Here is a 15,938-nt window from a genome sequence, read left to right on the forward strand (position 1 = left end):
ATGAAGCGTTCAGGATTGATCATCGGCGTTGTTGCGATCGGCCTTGCGGCCGGCGGAGCCTGGTATTGGCATTCACGCTCGCCTGAGGCCGCGCATACGGCCAGCGGCAGGCGAGGTGAGGGGGCTCCGGTCGCGGTCGTCACGGCTGCCGCGATCCAGGCCGATTTCCCGGTACGCAAGCACGCGATCGGCTTCGTCGAGACGCCGGCGAGCGTGCTTGTGCGCTCGCGCATCGACAGCCAGATCATGGCTCAGCATGTCACCGACGGGCAGTTCGTCAAGGCCGGCGACCTGCTCTTCACCCTCGACGATCGCGACATCAAGGCCCAGATCGCCAAGGACGAGGCGATGCTGGCCCGCGACGAGGCCACCCATACCCGCAACCTCGCCGATCTCGATCGTTACAAGCAGCTCTTCGCCCGCAATGCCGGCACGCAGGCACAGGTCGATCAGGCGACGGCCGATGAGCGCAGCTCCGCCGCCTCGATCCAGGGCGACCACGCGACGCTCGACGCCGATCGCCTCAAGCTGAGCTACACCCGCATCACCGCGCCGATCGACGGGCGCATCGGCACCGTGCAGGTCACGCCGGGCAATCTCGTCAATGCCAGCGCCAACAGCAGCGGCACCGGCCTGCTGACGATCACGCAGATGAAGCCTTTGCGCGTCTCCTTCGCGATGCCGGAGAGCGAATTGCCGACCTTGCAGGGCGCGCTCGCTGCCGCGAAGCCGGTGCCGGTCACCGCCCGCGTGCCGAATGCTGCCCGCATGGCGACCGAGGGCAAGCTCAACTTCGTCGATTCCACCGTCGACATCACCTCCGGCACGATCACCGCCAAGGCCGCCTTCGCCAATGACGATCTCAGCCTCTGGCCGGGACAATATGTCGATGTCGAGATCATTCCTGAGACCCTGACGGGTGTCGCGGTGATCCCGACCGTCGCTGTCCAGACCGGCCAGAAGGGGCCCTATGTCTTCGTCGTGAAGCCGGATTCCACGGTCGATCTCCGGCAGATCAAGGTCGCGCTCAGCGATGGCGAGCGTACGGCGGTGACCGAGGGCATCGCGCCGGGCGAGCGCGTCGTCACCGACGGCCAGATGCGGCTGAAGCAGGGCACCAAGGTGCGCGAGCGCGCGGCCACCGGCGAGAAGCCGGCGCAGGCGACGCCGGTTGCGGAGGGCGCACGCTCATGAACGTCTCCGGTTTCTGCATCCGCCACCCCGTCGCGACCATTCTGATGTCGGTCTCGCTGGTGCTGGCGGGGCTCTTCGCCTGGCGCTTCCTGCCGGTCGCGGCCTTGCCGCGCGCCGAGTTCCCGGTCGTCAACGTCTCCGCGCAATTGCCCGGCGCCTCGCCAGACACCATGGCGACCTCGGTCGCGACGCCGCTGATCAAGCAGTTCGCCACCATCGCCGGCATCGATTCGATCTCGACCACGAATTCGCAGGGCTCGACCTCGATCGCGATCCAGTTCGTGCTGAACCGCGATATCGACGCGGCGGCGGCCGACGTCCAGGCCGCGATCGCCCGCACCCAGCGGCAATTGCCGATCGAGATGACGACGCAGCCGAGCTACCGCAAGGTGAACCCGGCCGATGCGCCGATCATCCTGATGGCGCTGAAGAGCGATGTCGTGCCGCTCTCGCAGCTCGACGCCTTCGCCCAGCAGGTGATCTCCCCGGCGCTCTCGACCGTGGACGGCGTCGCGCAGGTGCTGATCTGGGGCAGCCAGAAATATGCCGTTCGCATCCAGATCGATCCGACCGCGCTCGCTGCGCGCGGGATCGGACTGGACGAGTTGCAGCAGGCGATCACCGCGACCAACGCCAACACGCCGGTCGGCACCATCCAGAACTCGGCTCAGCAGCTGACCATCCAGGCGAAGACGCAGCTCGCCGATGCCGCCCAGTTCGCCAACGTCATCATCACCACGCGCTCTGGCAAGCCGGTCCGGCTCGGCGACGTCGCCAAGGTGATCGATTCCGTCGAGAACACCCAGACCCGCAGCACCTATGACGGTACGCCCGCGATCGTGCTTGCCGTGCAGCGCCAGCCCGACGCCAACACCGTCGAGGTGGTCGATCGCGTCAAGGCGATGATCCCGGCCTTCGAGGACCAGTTGCCGGCGGCAGCCTCCCTCTCGCTGCTGAACGACCGCTCGACCTCGATCCGCCAGGCGGTGGAGGACGTGCAGTTCACGCTGCTGCTCACCATCGCGCTCGTGGTGATGGTGATCTTCGTCTTCCTGCGCCGGGTCGCCGCGACCTTCATCCCGGCGGTCGCCGTGCCGATCTCGATCATCGCCACGCTGGCGGTGATGTACCTGCTCAACTTCTCGATCGACAACATCTCGCTGTTGGGGCTCACGCTCTCGGTCGGCCTCGTCGTCGACGACGCCATCGTCATGCTCGAGAACATCGTCCGCCACATGGAGGAGGACGGCCTCTCGGCCTACGACGCCGCGCTCAAGGGGGCGGGCGAGATCGGCTTCACCATCATCTCGATCTCGCTCTCGCTGGTCGCGGTCTTCATCCCTGTGCTGCTGATGGGCGGGGTCATCGGCCGCATCTTCAACGAGTTCGCCGTGGTGGTGACGGTCTCGATCCTCGCTTCCGCCTTCGTCTCGCTGACGCTGACGCCGATGCTCTGCTCGCGCTTGCTTTCCGGCTATTCCGAGCATCATCAGGAGAACGCGCTCGGCCGCTGGCTGGAGAAGGGCTTCGACAAGCTGCTCGCTGGCTATGATGCTGGCCTGAAATTCTGCCTGCGCTTCCAGCCGCTGATGCTGCTCGCCTTCTTCCTGACCATGGCCGGCACGGTCTGGCTGCTCCAGACCACGCCGAAGGGCTTCTTCCCGCAGGAGGATATCGGCCAGCTCCAGGTTTCGACCGAGGCCCGGCAGGACATCTCCTTCGACGCGATGCAGAAGCTGCAGGCCGAGGTCGCCGAGGTCTTCCGCAAGTCGCCTTACGTGGCGCATGTCGCCTCGACCGTGGGCGGCAATGGCGGCGGTGGCAGCGCGCTCAATGCCGGCCGCCTTTTCGTCGAACTGAAGCCGCTCGACGAGCGGCCTAAGATTGACGCCGTGCTGGCCTCGCTCAGGCGCGATCTCGCTCAGGTCGCGGGCATCAGCACCTATATGACGCCCGTGCAGAACCTGCGCATCGGCGCGCGCTCCTCGAAGAGCCAGTACCAGCTCGTCGTGCAGGGGCTCGACCAGCAGCAGATGAACGGTTGGGCGGTGCGCCTTGCCGACGCGATGAGCCGCGACCGCTCGGCCTTCGTCGACGTCACGACCGACCTGCAGGACAACGCCCTGCAGGCGACGGTCGTGGTCGATCGCGACAAGGCCAATGCGCTCGGCATCGGCTCCGACATCCTGCGCGCGACGCTCTATTCCGGCTTCGGCGTCCGTCAGGTCTCGACGATCTACACCGCCGGCGACAGCTACAATGTCGTCGTCGAGTTCAACCCGAACGAGCACTGGACGCCCGAACGCCTGAATGCCATCCGCGTCCGCACCAAATCCGGCACGCTGGTGCCGCTCGGCGCCATCGCCCGGATCGAGCGCACGGCCGGCCAGCTCACCGTCAACCAGCTCGGCCAGCTTCCGGCGGTGACGATCTCCTACAACCTGCCGGCCGGCGTCGCGCTCGGCGACAGCGTCAACCGCATCGCGGCGATCAAGGACGAACTCGGCCTGCCGAAGTCGATCTCGACCACGCTTGCCGGCACGGCCAAGACCTTCCAGGATTCGCTCGCCAACCAGGGCCTGCTGATCGCCGGTGCGATCCTGACGATCTACATCGTGCTCGGCATCCTCTACGAGAGCTTCATCCACCCGCTGACCATCCTGACCGGCCTGCCATCGGCGGCGGTCGGGGCGCTCGGCGCGCTCAGGCTGTTCGATCTGGAGCTCTCGGTCATCGCCATCATCGGGCTTCTGATGCTGATCGGCATCGTCAAGAAGAACGCCATCATGATGATCGATGTGGCGCTGGTGCTCCGGCGCGAGGGCAAATCGGCGCAGGAGGCGATCCATCAGGCCTGCGTGATGCGTTTCCGGCCGATCCTGATGACGACGCTGGCCGCGCTGATGGGCACCTTGCCGATCGCGCTCGGTGCCGGCGCGAGCGCCGAATTGCGTCAGCCGCTCGGCATCGCCGTGGTCGGCGGCCTGATGATCTCGCAGGTGCTGACGCTGTTCATCACGCCCGTCCTGTTCCTCTACATGGACAGGCTCTCGGAAGGGCTGGTGAAGCTCGGCGGTTCTATCCGCGGGACGAAGCAGGCGCCGCCGCCGGTCACGCATCCGGCGGAGTGATGCGCTGCTCCGTCATTCTCGGGCTGAGCGAAGCGCAGACCCGAGAATCTCAGGAAGGCGAGGCTCGGGAGCCTTCGCGGCGGGAGATGCTCGGGTCAAGCCCGAGCATGACGCCTGAACTTAGCCTCAGGCCGCGTCGAGCCCATACAGCGAGTGCAGCGTGCGCACCGCAAGCTCGGTATAGGCCGAGTCGATCAGCACCGAGAACTTGATCTCGGAGGTGGTGATCGCGCGGATGTTGATGCCCTTCTCGGCCAACGCCCGGAAGGCGCGCGCCGCGACGCCCGCATGCGAGCGCATGCCGACGCCGATCGCCGAAATCTTCACAACGTCCGTCGCGCCCTGGATCTCCTGATAGGAGATCGTGTCGTGCTTGCTCTCGAGCAGCGTCCTGGCGCGCTCGTAATCGGCCGTCGGCACGGTGAAGGTGATGTCGGTCGTCGCCTGGTCGTCCGAGACGACCTGGATGATCATGTCGACATTGATATTGGCATCGGCGAGTGGGCCGAAGATCGCCGCGGCGACGCCGGGCTTGTCGGCCACGCGGCGGAGGGTGATCTGGGCTTCGTCCCGGGAGAAGGCGATGCCGGTGACGATCTGCTGTTCCACGATGTCGTCCTCGTCGCAGATGAGGGTGCCAGGATTGGGATTGTCGGGGTCGTCGAAGGAGGAGCGCACATAGGTCGGCACGCGCTGGGTCATGGCGATCTCGACCGAGCGCACCTGCAGCACCTTGGAGCCGAGCGAGGCCATTTCGAGCATTTCCTCGAAGGAGACCTTGTCCATACGCCGGGCCTTCGGCACGACGCGCGGGTCGGTGGTGTAGACGCCGTCGACATCGGTGTAGATGTCGCAGCGATCGGCCTTGAGGCCGGCCGCGAGCGCGACCGCGCTGGTGTCCGAGCCACCGCGACCGAGCGTGACGATGCGATGCGTGCGCGGGTTCATGCCCTGGAAACCGGAGCAGACCGCGATCTCGCGGTTGCGGTCGAAGCCCGCGAGGATACCGGCGCCGTCGACGCTCTCGATCCGGGCCGAGCCATGCGCGTCGGAGCCGTAAAGCGGGATCTGCCAGCCCTGCCAGGAGCGCGCCGGCATGCCCATCTCCTGGAGGACGATCGCCATCAGCCCGGAAGTGACCTGCTCGCCCGAGGCGACGACGGTGTCGTACTCGGCCTGGTCGAACATCGGCGCGGCTTCCTTGCACCAGCCGACGAGTTCATTCGTCTTGCCCGACATCGCGGAAACCACGACCGCGACCTCGTGGCCGGCGTCGAACTCGCGTTTGACGTGGCGCGCCGCGTTCTTGATCCGCTCGACAGTGGCGACAGAGGTGCCGCCGAATTTCATCACCAGACGGGCCATGACGGTCTTTTCGATAGCTGTCCCGGCCGGAGCCGGGTCGAAAACTCGCCCTCGCACTTGCGGCGGGGCGGGTGTAGATGACGGGCGACAGGCGCGGTGTCAATGCGGCACCGCATAAGCGAAGGACCGGTTCATGGCGGCTGCGACCCAGCGCACAGGCTCGACGATCGACCCGGCCGAGGTCGCCCGCTTCGATGCGATCGCCCGTGACTGGTGGGACCCGAAGGGGCCCATGGCCGTCCTGCACAAGTTCAATCCGGTCCGGCTGGCCTATGTCCGCGACGAGGCCTGCGCCCATTTCCGCCGCGATCCGAAGACGATGCGGGCGCTCGGTGGCCTGAGCCTCGTCGACATCGGCTGCGGCGGCGGCGTGCTCTCGGAGCCGCTCGCGCGGCTGGGCGCGGAGGTCACCGGCCTCGATCCGGCACCGACCAATATCGCGGTCGCGCGCGCCCATGCCGAGAAGAGCGGGCTTTCGATCGATTACCGCGAGGAGACGATCGAGGCGGTCGTGGAATCCGGCAAGCGCTTCGACATCGTGCTGGCGATGGAGGTGGTCGAGCATGTCGCCGATGTCGAGGCCTTCGTCGCTGCCTGCTGCGCGGCGGTGAAACCCGATGGCCTGCTGGTGATGGCGACACTCAACCGCACGCTGAAATCCTATGCGCTCGCGATCGTCGGTGCCGAATACGTCCTGCGCTGGCTGCCGAAGGGCACGCATGACTGGGAAAAGTTCGTGACCCCGGCCGAACTCGGCGGCGCCATCGAAGGCAACGGCTTCACGCTGGGGACGCAGACCGGCGTGGTCTTCAACCCGCTGACCGGCCGCTGGAGCGCCTCGCGCGACATGGATGTGAACTACATGCTCGCCGCCAGCCGGGGCGGTCAGGCCTGACGCTCAATCGTCCTGCCCGGCGAGCTTTTCGCTTGCGGCGGTGATCCGTTGCAGCAGATCGGCCGGGAAGATTTCCGTGATCCGGGCCTGGGTGGCCTTCCAGGCCGGCAAGGCTTCTTGAAGGCGCCTGAGCCCGCTCTCCGTCAGCCAGACGGCGCGCCGGCGCAAATCCCTCTCCACCGAGGCAATCTCGACCAGCCCGTCGCGCTCCAGCCCCCTCAGATTGCGCGAGAGCGTCGAGGGATCGAGTCCGGCCTGCTCGGCGAGCGCCGCCATGCGGTCGTCCTCGTTCGTCGCGATCACCGCCATGAGGCCGAGTTGGGCGACGCTTAATCCGCTGTCCTGCAACGCATCTTCATAGAACTGCGTGACCCGCCGCGCGGCTTGCCGGATGGCCAAGCCTGCGCAGCTGGGGGTCAGCATCCGTACGTCGTCCCGCAATCCGCTCTGTCCCTTCATGGCGAATCGGAATTTACATGTAGATACAATAATTGCATATACATCTAATTACCTTCCGGGAATCCGCCATGCCCATCGACATCCTGAGCCGTATCGGCGGCACCACGCTCCTGCCGCTGCGCCGGATCGTGCCGGCGAACGGCGCGCGCGTCCTCCTGAAGATCGAGAGCGAGAACCCGACCGGCAGCATGAAGGACCGGATGGCCCTGGCGATGATCGAGGCGGCCGAGCGCGATGGGCGGCTCAAGCCCGGTGGCAGCGTCGTCGAATACACCGGCGGCAGCACCGGCGTTTCGCTCGCGCAGGTCTGCGCGGTGAAGGGCTATCGCCTGCATATCGTCACATCGGACGCCTTTGCTCGCGAAAAACTCACGCATATGCGCCTGCTCGGGGCCGAGCTGACGATCATTCCCAGCGAATCCGGTCGCATGACCGAGAAGCTGACGAAGGACATGATCGAGGCGGCCCGCGTCATCGCGGCCGAGACGGGGGCCTTCTGGACCGACCAGATGCGCAACACCGACCAGCTCGCGGCCTATGACCGGCTGGCGGACGAGATCTGGGAGCAGACCGGTGGTCGCATCTGCGGCTTTGTCCAGAGCGTCGGCACGGCTGCCTCCCTGCGCGGGACGGGGGAAGCCTTGCTCAGGCGCGACCCCAAGGTCGTGCTGATGGCGGTCGAGCCGGCCGAATCCGCGGTGCTGTCGGGCGGCCCGACCGGCGCGCACAAGATCGACGGCATCGGCGCCGGCTATGTCGTACCGCTCTGGCGGGCCGATCTCGTCGACGCCATCGAGCCGGTCTCGACGGACGAGGCGACGGCGATGACGTTGCGTCTGGCGCGGGAGGAGGGGCTGTTTGCGGGCACCTCGACCGGCGGCAATGTCACGGCCGCATTACGTCTGGCCGAGCGACTTGGCTCCGGCGCGACCATCGTCACGCTGATGTGCGATACCGGGATGAAATACCTGAACAGCTTCGGGGCGAGGCTCGACGGCTGAAGCTCAGGGGCGGATGACCGCCAGTCCGATCAGCAGCAGCAGGCCGGAGCCCGTCGCGATGGCGGCCCGCACCGCCTCGGCCGGAAAGCGCGTCGGGATGCCGTAGCGGTGCCAGAGCCAGGCCCCGGCGAAGGCGCCGAGCAGCACAATGCCGGTATTGAGCATCACGCCGAAGCCGGCATCTTTGAGCAGAACATCGGCGAACCAGCCGAGCAGCATCGCGCCGAGCACGATCATCGTGACGAGCAAGAACACGGACAGCATGGGCATGTCGGGCACGCCGATCATCTTCAGCAGACCGGGCATCGTTTCTCCTTAGAGCATCGGCCCGAAAAATGGGGAGCGGTTTTCGGGCCGATGCAAAATCAGAAGCATCGGACAGAATGTGGCATTCGGTCCGATGCGCGAGCGTCGCGCAGGCCATCAGCATCGTGGCAAACGATGAAGAAAGCGCAAGCGTTGGAAAGAGGGGGTTTTGCGCTGCGGTGTGATTCCTTAGGTTAATGGCGCAGCGCAACATATGGTGCATGATCGGCGTCCCAGTCCGAGGCAGAGCTCCGGGCAGGGCAACGACGGAAGAGAGAGCAGGGGAGACGACCATGTCCAAGTCGCAGGCCGCCGTGAAGCCGCTCAAGGATCTCTACGAGCTCGATGAACTGCCGCCCCTCGGCCATGTCCCCGAGAAGATGTACGCTTGGGCGATCCGCCGCGAGCGCCACGGCGCACCGCAGGAGAGCTTTCAGGTCGAGGTCGTGCCGACCTGGTCGATCGGCGAGGAGGAGGTGCTGCTCCTCGTGATGGCCGGCGGCGTCAACTACAACGGCATCTGGGCCGGCCTCGGCCAGCCGATCTCGCCCTTCGACGTCCACAAGGCACCGTTCCATGTCGCGGGCTCCGATGCCTCGGGCATCGTCTGGGCGGTCGGCTCCAAGGTGAAGCGCTGGAAGGTCGGCGACGAGGTCATCGTCCACTGCAACCAGGATGATGGCGACGACGAGGAGTGCAATGGCGGCGACCCGATGTTCTCGTCCACCCAGCGCATCTGGGGCTACGAGACGCCGGACGGCTCCTTCGCCCAGTTCTGTCGGGTGCAGTCGCGCCAGCTGATGCACAAGCCCAAGCACCTCGCCTGGGAGGAGGCCGCCTGCTACACGCTGACGCTGGCCACCGCCTATCGCATGCTGTTCGGCCATGCCCCTCACACCATCAAGCCCGGCGACAACGTCCTCGTCTGGGGCGCGTCCGGCGGCCTCGGCGTCTTCGGCGTGCAGCTCTGCGCGGCCTCCGGCGCCAACGCCATCGGCGTGATCTCGGACGAGACCAAGCGCGACTACGTGCTGAGCCTCGGTGCCAAGGGCGTGATCAACCGCAAGGATTTCAACTGCTGGGGCCAGATGCCGAAGGTCAACTCGCCCGAGTACAACGAGTGGACCAAGGAGGCCCGCAAGTTCGGCAAGGCGATCTGGGACATCACCGGCAAGAAGGATGTCGACATCGTCTTCGAGCATCCGGGCGAGGCGACCTTCCCGGTCTCCTGCCTCGTCGCCAAGCGCGGCGGCATGGTGGTGTTCTGCGCGGGAACCTCGGGCTTCAACATCACCTTCGACGCCCGCTATGTCTGGATGCGGCAGAAGCGCGTGCAGGGCTCGCATTTCGCTCATCTCAAGCAGGCGAGCGCGGCCAACCAGTTCGTGATCGACAGGCGCATCGACCCTTGCATGTCCGAGGTCTTCCCCTGGGACAAGATCCCGCTCGCCCATCACAAGATGTGGAAGAATGAGCATGCGCCGGGCAACATGTCCGTGCTGGTCTATGCCCCGCGCACGGGCCTCAGGACCTATGAGGACGTGGCCGAGGCTCTGACGGGCTAAGCGGCTCGAGCCGCTCAGGCGGCGCGCCCGCCGGCATTCGCCGCTTCCATGCGGCGCAGGAAGTCATCGACCGAGGTTGCAAGCGATCCGGCCACCTCGGCCATCACCTCGGCCGCCTGGCGGGCCTTCCCGATCTCGGCCTTGGTCTCGCCCACCGCGTTGTAGGCTTCTTCGACGCGTTCGGTCGCCTGGCGGCTGTGGTCCGCGGCAGAATCGATATTGCTCGCCATCGCGGCGGTCGAGGCCCGCTGCTCCTCGACGGCCGAGACGATCGCATGCGTGACGTCGTCGACATCGAGGACGGCCTGGCGGATCGCTTCGATCGAGCGCGTGACATTCCCGGCCGAGGCGCCGATCGCGCCGATCCGGGCGATGATCTCGTTGCTGGCCTCGGCTGTCTGCGCGGCGAGGCCCTTGACCTCGGCGGCGACGACGGAGAAGCCGCGCCCGGCCTCGCCGGCACGCGCCGCCTCGATCGTCGCGTTGAGGGCGAGCAGGTTGGTGCGCCCTGCGATGGCCTGGATCATCTCGACGATACCAGTGATGCCTTGCATCACCGCCGAGAGCTGGGCGATGTCGGTCATCGCCGTCGCGCTGATCGAGACGGTCTCGCTGATCACAGCGCCGGCGCGATAGGTCCGCTCGCCGATCAGGGCGATCGCGTCGTTGAGATGACCGGTGCCGGCGGCGATGGCGTCGATCTCGCCAGTGGCGCTCGCGGCGGCGCTGCGGGCGGCGCCGGCTTGGCTCGCGGTGGTTTCGGCTGCGCCGGAGAGCGAGGCCGTGCTGGCTGCGATGCCCCGGGTCTCGCGCCTCACCACGTCCTGGAAGCCTGCCATCGACTGGCGGAAAGCCGCGACGACCTCCATCAATTCCTGATGCCGCCGGCTCGTCTCGTCGCGTTCCGCCAGGGCGTCATGCTGGAGCCGGGCGCGCTCCCGGCTGCTTTCGATCGCGGCATTGCGGCCACGCACGGCGTCCGCCAGCGTCGCGCCATAGGCCGTGACGTGCCGGGTCATGAACACGAGGTAAAGCGCGAGCAGCACTGCGGCCGTCGCTGCGGTCTCGAGGGAATGCTGGGCAAAGGCCAGGGTGCAGGTCGCGCCGAGCGTGATGCCATAGATCAGCGCCGCGCGCGGCACGACGACGAAGCGGGTCATGCCACTCGCGATCATGCCGGTGATGACGAGGCCGATCGCGATATTCTCGCGGGGATCGGTGGTCGGGCCGGCGATCCAGGGCAGCACGCCCCAGATCAACCCGAGAACAGGCGCGCGCAGATGCACGATCCGCATCGGCCAGGGCGAGCGCTCATGCAGGCGGCTGCGCCAGGCGGTGATGTCGAGTCCCATCGACAGCGAGTAGGCCAGCGTGACCGTAACCCAGCCGATCAGGACGGGCACGCGGTCCGGGCGCCACAGTATGGCCGCGACGGCGACCACCGCGGCAAAGTTCAGGATGGCCGAGGCCAGCGCATTGCGTGCGAAGGTGGCGAAGCCTTCATGCTCGCTGTCGAGCAGTTCGGCGCCTTCGGCAGGAAGAGGGGGAGAATCGCTGGGCATCGTCACAAACGTTGGTCGCAGGCGACATTGCGCCGGCCGCATTGAGGATTGGTTGACGATGCGGAAGGGGGTGCTTCGGATTTCGTTAACGATTGCGGCGCGCGCGTCGGCGGCTCTGCTCGCTTGGGGGCGGTCGTGAGGATAAGGTAAATCCGATTGCAAAATGCAATCAGTTATCTTATGCAGGGGATCGTTCAGCCACACGCAGGAGGCCACCCGTGTCGCTCACGCTCTATGCACATCCGTTCTCGTCGTACTGTCAGAAAGTGCTGGTCGCGCTCTACGAGAACGCGACGCCCTTCACCTATCGCCAGCTCGGCCCCGAAGACCCTGAGGCTGGGGCCGAATGGGTCAGGCTCTGGCCGCTCAAGAAAATGCCGGTGCTCGTCGATGGCGAGACGCCTGTCTTCGAGTCGAGCGTGATCATCGAGCATCTCGACCTGTTCCATCCGGGGGCGACCCGGCTGGTGCCGGCCGATGCGAAGCAGGCGCTTGGCGTGCGGATGATGGACCGCGTCTTCGACAACTACGTGATGACGCCGATGCAGGCGGTCGTCTTCGACCATCTGCGCCCGGCCGGGGAGCGCGATCCCTATGGCGTCGCGAAGGCGCGCGAGAATCTCAACGACGCCTATCGCTGGCTGGACGGGGCGCTCGCCGGCCGGCGCTGGGCCTGCGGCGACGATTTCAGCCTCGCCGATTGCGCGGCGGCGCCCTCGTTGTTCTATGCCGACTGGGTCCACGAGATCGACGCCGCATTCGGGAATCTGCGCGCCTACCGGTCTCGCCTGTTGGCGCGGCCCTCCTTCGCGCGCGCCGTCGACGAGGCCAGGCCCTTCCGCAAGCTGTTCCCTCCGGGCGCGCCCGGCCGCGATTGAGGCGCGTATCCCCGGCGGAAGCATGGGCAGGGCGCGTTCCTGCGCTGTCAGGCGCTGCGGATCGGAGCTAGAGACGATCAGGTCCGGCGGTTTCAGGTTCCGATGTCCTCGCCTTTCATTCTGCGCGCGATCCCGCTGGTCTTCACCTTCCTCTGGTCCTCGGGCTGGGTGGTCGCTGGCTATTCGGCCCGCTATGCCGATGCCCTGACCTTTCTGGTCGTGCGCTTCGCCAGCGCGGCGCTCATCGTCTCCTTGCTGGCGCTGGCGACGGGCGCGCCCTGGCCGCGGAGTTGGCGCGCCTTGCGCAACGCCGCCATCTCCGGCGTCCTGCTGCACGGCATCTATCTCGGCGGCGTCTGGTGGGCGGTGCGCCATGGCTTGCCAGCCGGGATTTCCGGGCTCATCGCCGGCTTGCAGCCGGTTCTCACGGCGCTTTTCGCGCCCGCGCTGCTGGGAGAGCGGATTTCCCCGATCCGCTGGCTGGGCATCCTCTGCGGCTTCGCCGGCATTGCCCTGGTGCTGGAGCCGCAGCTCGCAGGCGTTCAGCCGGCCGCGCTCTGGGGCATCCTCGGGCCGATCCTGATCAATGTGATCGGCATGTTCTCGGTGACATTCGGCTCCTTCTACCAGAAGACGCATCTCTCCACGGGCGACCTGCGCACGGTGACGGCGATCCAGTACGTCGCGGCCTGCCTCGTCGTCCTGCCCTTTGCCTATGCCTTCGAGCCGATGCATATCGAGTGGAACCTGACCATGTGGCTGGTGCTCGCCTGGTCGGCGGTCGTGCTCTCGCTGGGGGGCATCGGGCTCTATTTCTACATGCTCCGGCGCGGCGAGGTCTCGCGCATCGTCACTTTCCTCTATCTCGTTCCAGCGCTCGTCGCGGTCGAGGCCTGGCTGCTCTTCGGGGAGACGCTGACCCCGCTCCAGATCGGCGGCATGGCCGTGACGATCCTCGGCGTCGTGCTCGCCAGCCGCAAATAGGCTTCTCCCCAAAAAGGAGGGTTTCGGTTTCGCCTGATCTCCCTTTATGCTGCGTCGCAACAAAGGGAGGGTCGAAGACCATGAACGCCAATACGGCCGCAAAGGCTGAGCATCGTGCGGATGCAGTCGAACTGATCGCGGCAGCGCTCCCCGGTTTGGAGACGCTGTTTCAGGAAGCCGTTGCCGCAGTGCGGCAGAAGGTTCTCGTCGACGGCCGCATCTCCTCGGCCCGGCTGGAAGCCGAGCAGCACGCCGCCCATGGCCTGTCCTGGCTTGCGACCTATGTCACGGCCCTGCGCGAGCTGGCCGCCTATGGCGAGCGTCTCCGCGCCGAGGATCGCTACGGCGCCGTCGAGGACTATGCCCTGCGCATCGGCGCCGGCGAATACGCCGCCCAGATCTTCGGTGGCATTCCGATGAGCCAGGGCGAGATCCTCCGCCTGCCGGCGCTCGGCCTGTCGCAGAAGGCGGTCGCCGCCGCCTGCTCGGACGCTGTCGATGCCCTGATCGCCGACGGCAACACGCCTGAGAACCGCACCCGCTTCGTCGCGCTCTTCAGCCAGGACCAGGGCGCCGCCAGCATCGGCGATACCGGCCTCGACGAGACGCTTGAAGCGATTCGCTCGGAGATGCGCCGCTTCTGCGCCGCCGAGGTGACGCCGCACGCCCATGAATGGCATCTGGAGAACGAGTACATCCCGATGCCGGTGGTCGAGAAGATGGCCGAGCTCGGCGTCTTCGGCCTGACCATCCCCGAGGAGTTTGGCGGCATGGGCCTGTCGAAGGTCTCCATGTGCGTCGTCTCGGAGGAGCTGTCGCGCGGCTATATCGGCGTCGGCTCGCTTGGCACCCGTTCGGAGATCGCGGCCGAGCTCATCCTCTGCGGCGGTACCGACGCGCAGAAGGAGCATTGGCTGCCGAAGATCGCCTCGGGCGAGGTTCTGCCCACCGCCGTCTTCACCGAGCCCAATACCGGCTCCGACCTCGCCTCGTTGCGCACCAAGGCGGTGAAGGAGGGCGATGTCTGGAAGGTCCATGGCAACAAGACCTGGATCACCCATCCGGTCCGCGCCGACATCATGACGCTGCTGGTGCGCACCGATCCGTCCGAGCCCGGCTACAAGGGCCTCTCGATGCTGATCGCCGAGAAGCCGCGCGGCAGCGATGCCGACCCGTTTCCGGTCGAGGGTCTTACAGGCGGCGAGATCGAGGTGCTCGGCTATCGCGGCATGAAGGAATACGAGCTCGCCTTCGACGGCTTCGAGGTTAGGGCTGAAAACCTGCTCGGCGGCGTGCCCGGCCAGGGCTTCAAGCAGCTCATGCAGACCTTCGAGGCAGCGCGCATCCAGACGGCGGCCCGCGCCATCGGCGTGGCGCAATCGGCCTTCGATCTCGGGCTGCGCTATGCGCAGGAGCGCATCCAGTTCGGCAAGCCATTGATCGCCTTCCCGCGCGTCGCCGACAAGCTCGCGATGATGGCGGCCGAGATACTGATCGCCCGCCAGCTCACCTATTTCGCCGCCCGCGAGAAGGATGCCGACCGGCGCTGCGACCTCGAGGCCGGCATGGCCAAGCTCTTGGGCGCCCGCGTCGCCTGGGCCGCGGCCGACAATGCCCTGCAAATCCATGGCGGCAACGGTTTCGCACTGGAATATCCGGTCAGCCGCGTGCTCTGCGACGCCCGCATCCTCAACATCTTCGAGGGCGCGGCCGAGATCCAGGCGCAGGTGATCGCGCGCCGGCTCGTCGAGGAGTAAGACTCGCGGCAGCTTGCCGCGCAGCGCCGTGATAATTTCGACAAGATGTCCCGGCTCGGATGCGACGCCGGCCGATGGAGGTCGGGTCAACAGGAGACATCATGTCGAATCGCCTTGCCTTTGCTCTGGCCGGAACCGTGCTCGTCGGCGCGGCGGCCTTGCTGTCCGTCCCCGCTGCAGCCCAGCAAAGCCCGTCGCAGCCCAGCCCGCGCATCAGCGTGACCGGGGAGGGTGAGGTGAATGTCGCGCCGGACATGGCGATCCTGAACCTCACCGTCCTGCGCGAGGCCGAGACCGCGCGGGCCGCGCTCACCGCCAATAACGACGCCATGAAGCAGGTGCTGGCCGCGCTGAAGGAAGCCGGCGTCGCCGAGCGCGATCTCCAGACCTCGGGCCTCAGCATCCAGCCGCGCTATGCCCAGCCGACCAAGGACCGCAGCGGCGAGCCGAAGATCGCTGGCTACAGCGTCAGCAACGCGCTGACCGTCCGGGTCCGCAATCTCGCGGACGCCGGCGGCATCCTCGACAAGGCGGTCGGGCTCGGCGTCAACCAGGGCGGCGGCATCGCCTTCGTCAAGGACGACATGAAGCCGACGCTGACCGAGGCGCGCAAGCGCGCGGTCGCGGATGCGGTGGCGCGCGCGAAGACCCTGGCCGAGGCGGCCGACGTCAAGCTCGGCAAGATCCTGTCGATCGAGGAGCAGTCGGTCATGGCGCGCCCGATGCCCTATGGCGGCGCCGTGCGCATGGCCGCCAGCGATGCGGCCGTGCCGCTGGCCAGCGGCGAGAATACCTACCGGACGCAGGTCAACGTGATCTTCGAGATCACGCCCTGAGAATC

General features: G+C 66.7%; 13 protein-coding genes. 9 read left to right on the forward strand and 4 right to left on the reverse strand.

Annotation, left to right across the window (positions count from 1 at the left end; all coding sequences use genetic code 11):
- On the forward strand, positions 1–1,194 hold the full coding sequence (locus tag AC07NY_RS16680) for an efflux RND transporter periplasmic adaptor subunit (protein ID WP_494584775.1): 1,194 nt from the start codon (positions 1–3) through the stop codon (positions 1,192–1,194).
- Entirely contained in the window at positions 1,191–4,325 is a 3,135-nt protein-coding gene (locus tag AC07NY_RS16685; protein ID WP_494584776.1) for an efflux RND transporter permease subunit, read from the forward strand. The genes AC07NY_RS16680 and AC07NY_RS16685 overlap by 4 nt, the downstream gene beginning before the upstream one ends.
- Before the next feature lie 126 nt (positions 4,326–4,451).
- Here the strand turns inward: AC07NY_RS16685 and AC07NY_RS16690 are convergent, their stop codons facing one another.
- Entirely contained in the window at positions 4,452–5,690 is a 1,239-nt protein-coding gene (locus tag AC07NY_RS16690; RefSeq protein WP_492283824.1) for an aspartate kinase, read from the reverse strand.
- A gap of 133 nt (positions 5,691–5,823) precedes the next feature.
- Between AC07NY_RS16690 and ubiG the strand changes: the two genes are divergently transcribed.
- Complete coding sequence (gene ubiG / locus AC07NY_RS16695) at positions 5,824–6,585, forward strand: bifunctional 2-polyprenyl-6-hydroxyphenol methylase/3-demethylubiquinol 3-O-methyltransferase UbiG (RefSeq protein ID WP_494584777.1); 762 nt, start codon at positions 5,824–5,826, stop codon at positions 6,583–6,585.
- A 3-nt stretch (positions 6,586–6,588) separates the two neighbouring features.
- On the opposite strand, the gene AC07NY_RS16700 is transcribed toward ubiG, so the two are convergent.
- Positions 6,589–7,044: a MarR family winged helix-turn-helix transcriptional regulator gene (locus tag AC07NY_RS16700; protein WP_494584778.1), complete on the reverse strand. Its 456-nt coding sequence runs from the start codon at positions 7,042–7,044 to the stop codon at positions 6,589–6,591.
- A gap of 68 nt (positions 7,045–7,112) precedes the next feature.
- Between AC07NY_RS16700 and AC07NY_RS16705 the strand changes: the two genes are divergently transcribed.
- Positions 7,113–8,045, forward strand: a complete 933-nt coding sequence (locus AC07NY_RS16705) for a PLP-dependent cysteine synthase family protein (protein WP_494584779.1) — start codon at positions 7,113–7,115, stop codon at positions 8,043–8,045.
- Between the two features lie 3 nt (positions 8,046–8,048).
- Here AC07NY_RS16705 and AC07NY_RS16710 read toward each other — a convergent pair whose 3' ends face one another.
- The gene (locus AC07NY_RS16710) at positions 8,049–8,351 is read right to left on the reverse strand and encodes a hypothetical protein (RefSeq protein ID WP_492283820.1); all 303 of its coding nucleotides are present in this window, start codon (positions 8,349–8,351) and stop codon (positions 8,049–8,051) included.
- A 293-nt stretch (positions 8,352–8,644) separates the two neighbouring features.
- Here AC07NY_RS16710 and ccrA point away from each other — a divergent pair, with 293 nt between their 5' ends.
- Complete coding sequence (gene ccrA, locus AC07NY_RS16715) at positions 8,645–9,916, forward strand: crotonyl-CoA carboxylase/reductase (protein WP_492283819.1); 1,272 nt, start codon at positions 8,645–8,647, stop codon at positions 9,914–9,916.
- A gap of 14 nt (positions 9,917–9,930) precedes the next feature.
- On the opposite strand, the gene AC07NY_RS16720 is transcribed toward ccrA, so the two are convergent.
- On the reverse strand, positions 9,931–11,478 hold the full coding sequence (locus AC07NY_RS16720) for a methyl-accepting chemotaxis protein (RefSeq protein ID WP_494584780.1): 1,548 nt from the start codon (positions 11,476–11,478) through the stop codon (positions 9,931–9,933).
- A gap of 218 nt (positions 11,479–11,696) precedes the next feature.
- Between AC07NY_RS16720 and AC07NY_RS16725 the strand changes: the two genes are divergently transcribed.
- The 4 genes from AC07NY_RS16725 (at position 11,697) to AC07NY_RS16740 (ending at position 15,933) form a co-directional block, all read left to right on the forward strand.
- Complete coding sequence (locus AC07NY_RS16725; protein ID WP_494584781.1) at positions 11,697–12,356, forward strand: glutathione S-transferase family protein; 660 nt, start codon at positions 11,697–11,699, stop codon at positions 12,354–12,356.
- A gap of 102 nt (positions 12,357–12,458) precedes the next feature.
- Positions 12,459–13,340 (forward strand): DMT family transporter, encoded by an 882-nt coding sequence (locus AC07NY_RS16730; protein WP_494584782.1) that lies wholly within the window; start codon positions 12,459–12,461, stop codon positions 13,338–13,340.
- A gap of 80 nt (positions 13,341–13,420) precedes the next feature.
- Complete coding sequence (locus AC07NY_RS16735; protein WP_494584783.1) at positions 13,421–15,097, forward strand: acyl-CoA dehydrogenase family protein; 1,677 nt, start codon at positions 13,421–13,423, stop codon at positions 15,095–15,097.
- 101 nt (positions 15,098–15,198) lie between these two features.
- Complete coding sequence (locus AC07NY_RS16740; protein ID WP_494584784.1) at positions 15,199–15,933, forward strand: SIMPL domain-containing protein; 735 nt, start codon at positions 15,199–15,201, stop codon at positions 15,931–15,933.
- Positions 15,934–15,938 lie beyond the last annotated feature (5 nt).

The sequence above is a fragment of the Allobosea sp. GW821-FHT09G06 genome (assembly GCF_059416005.1).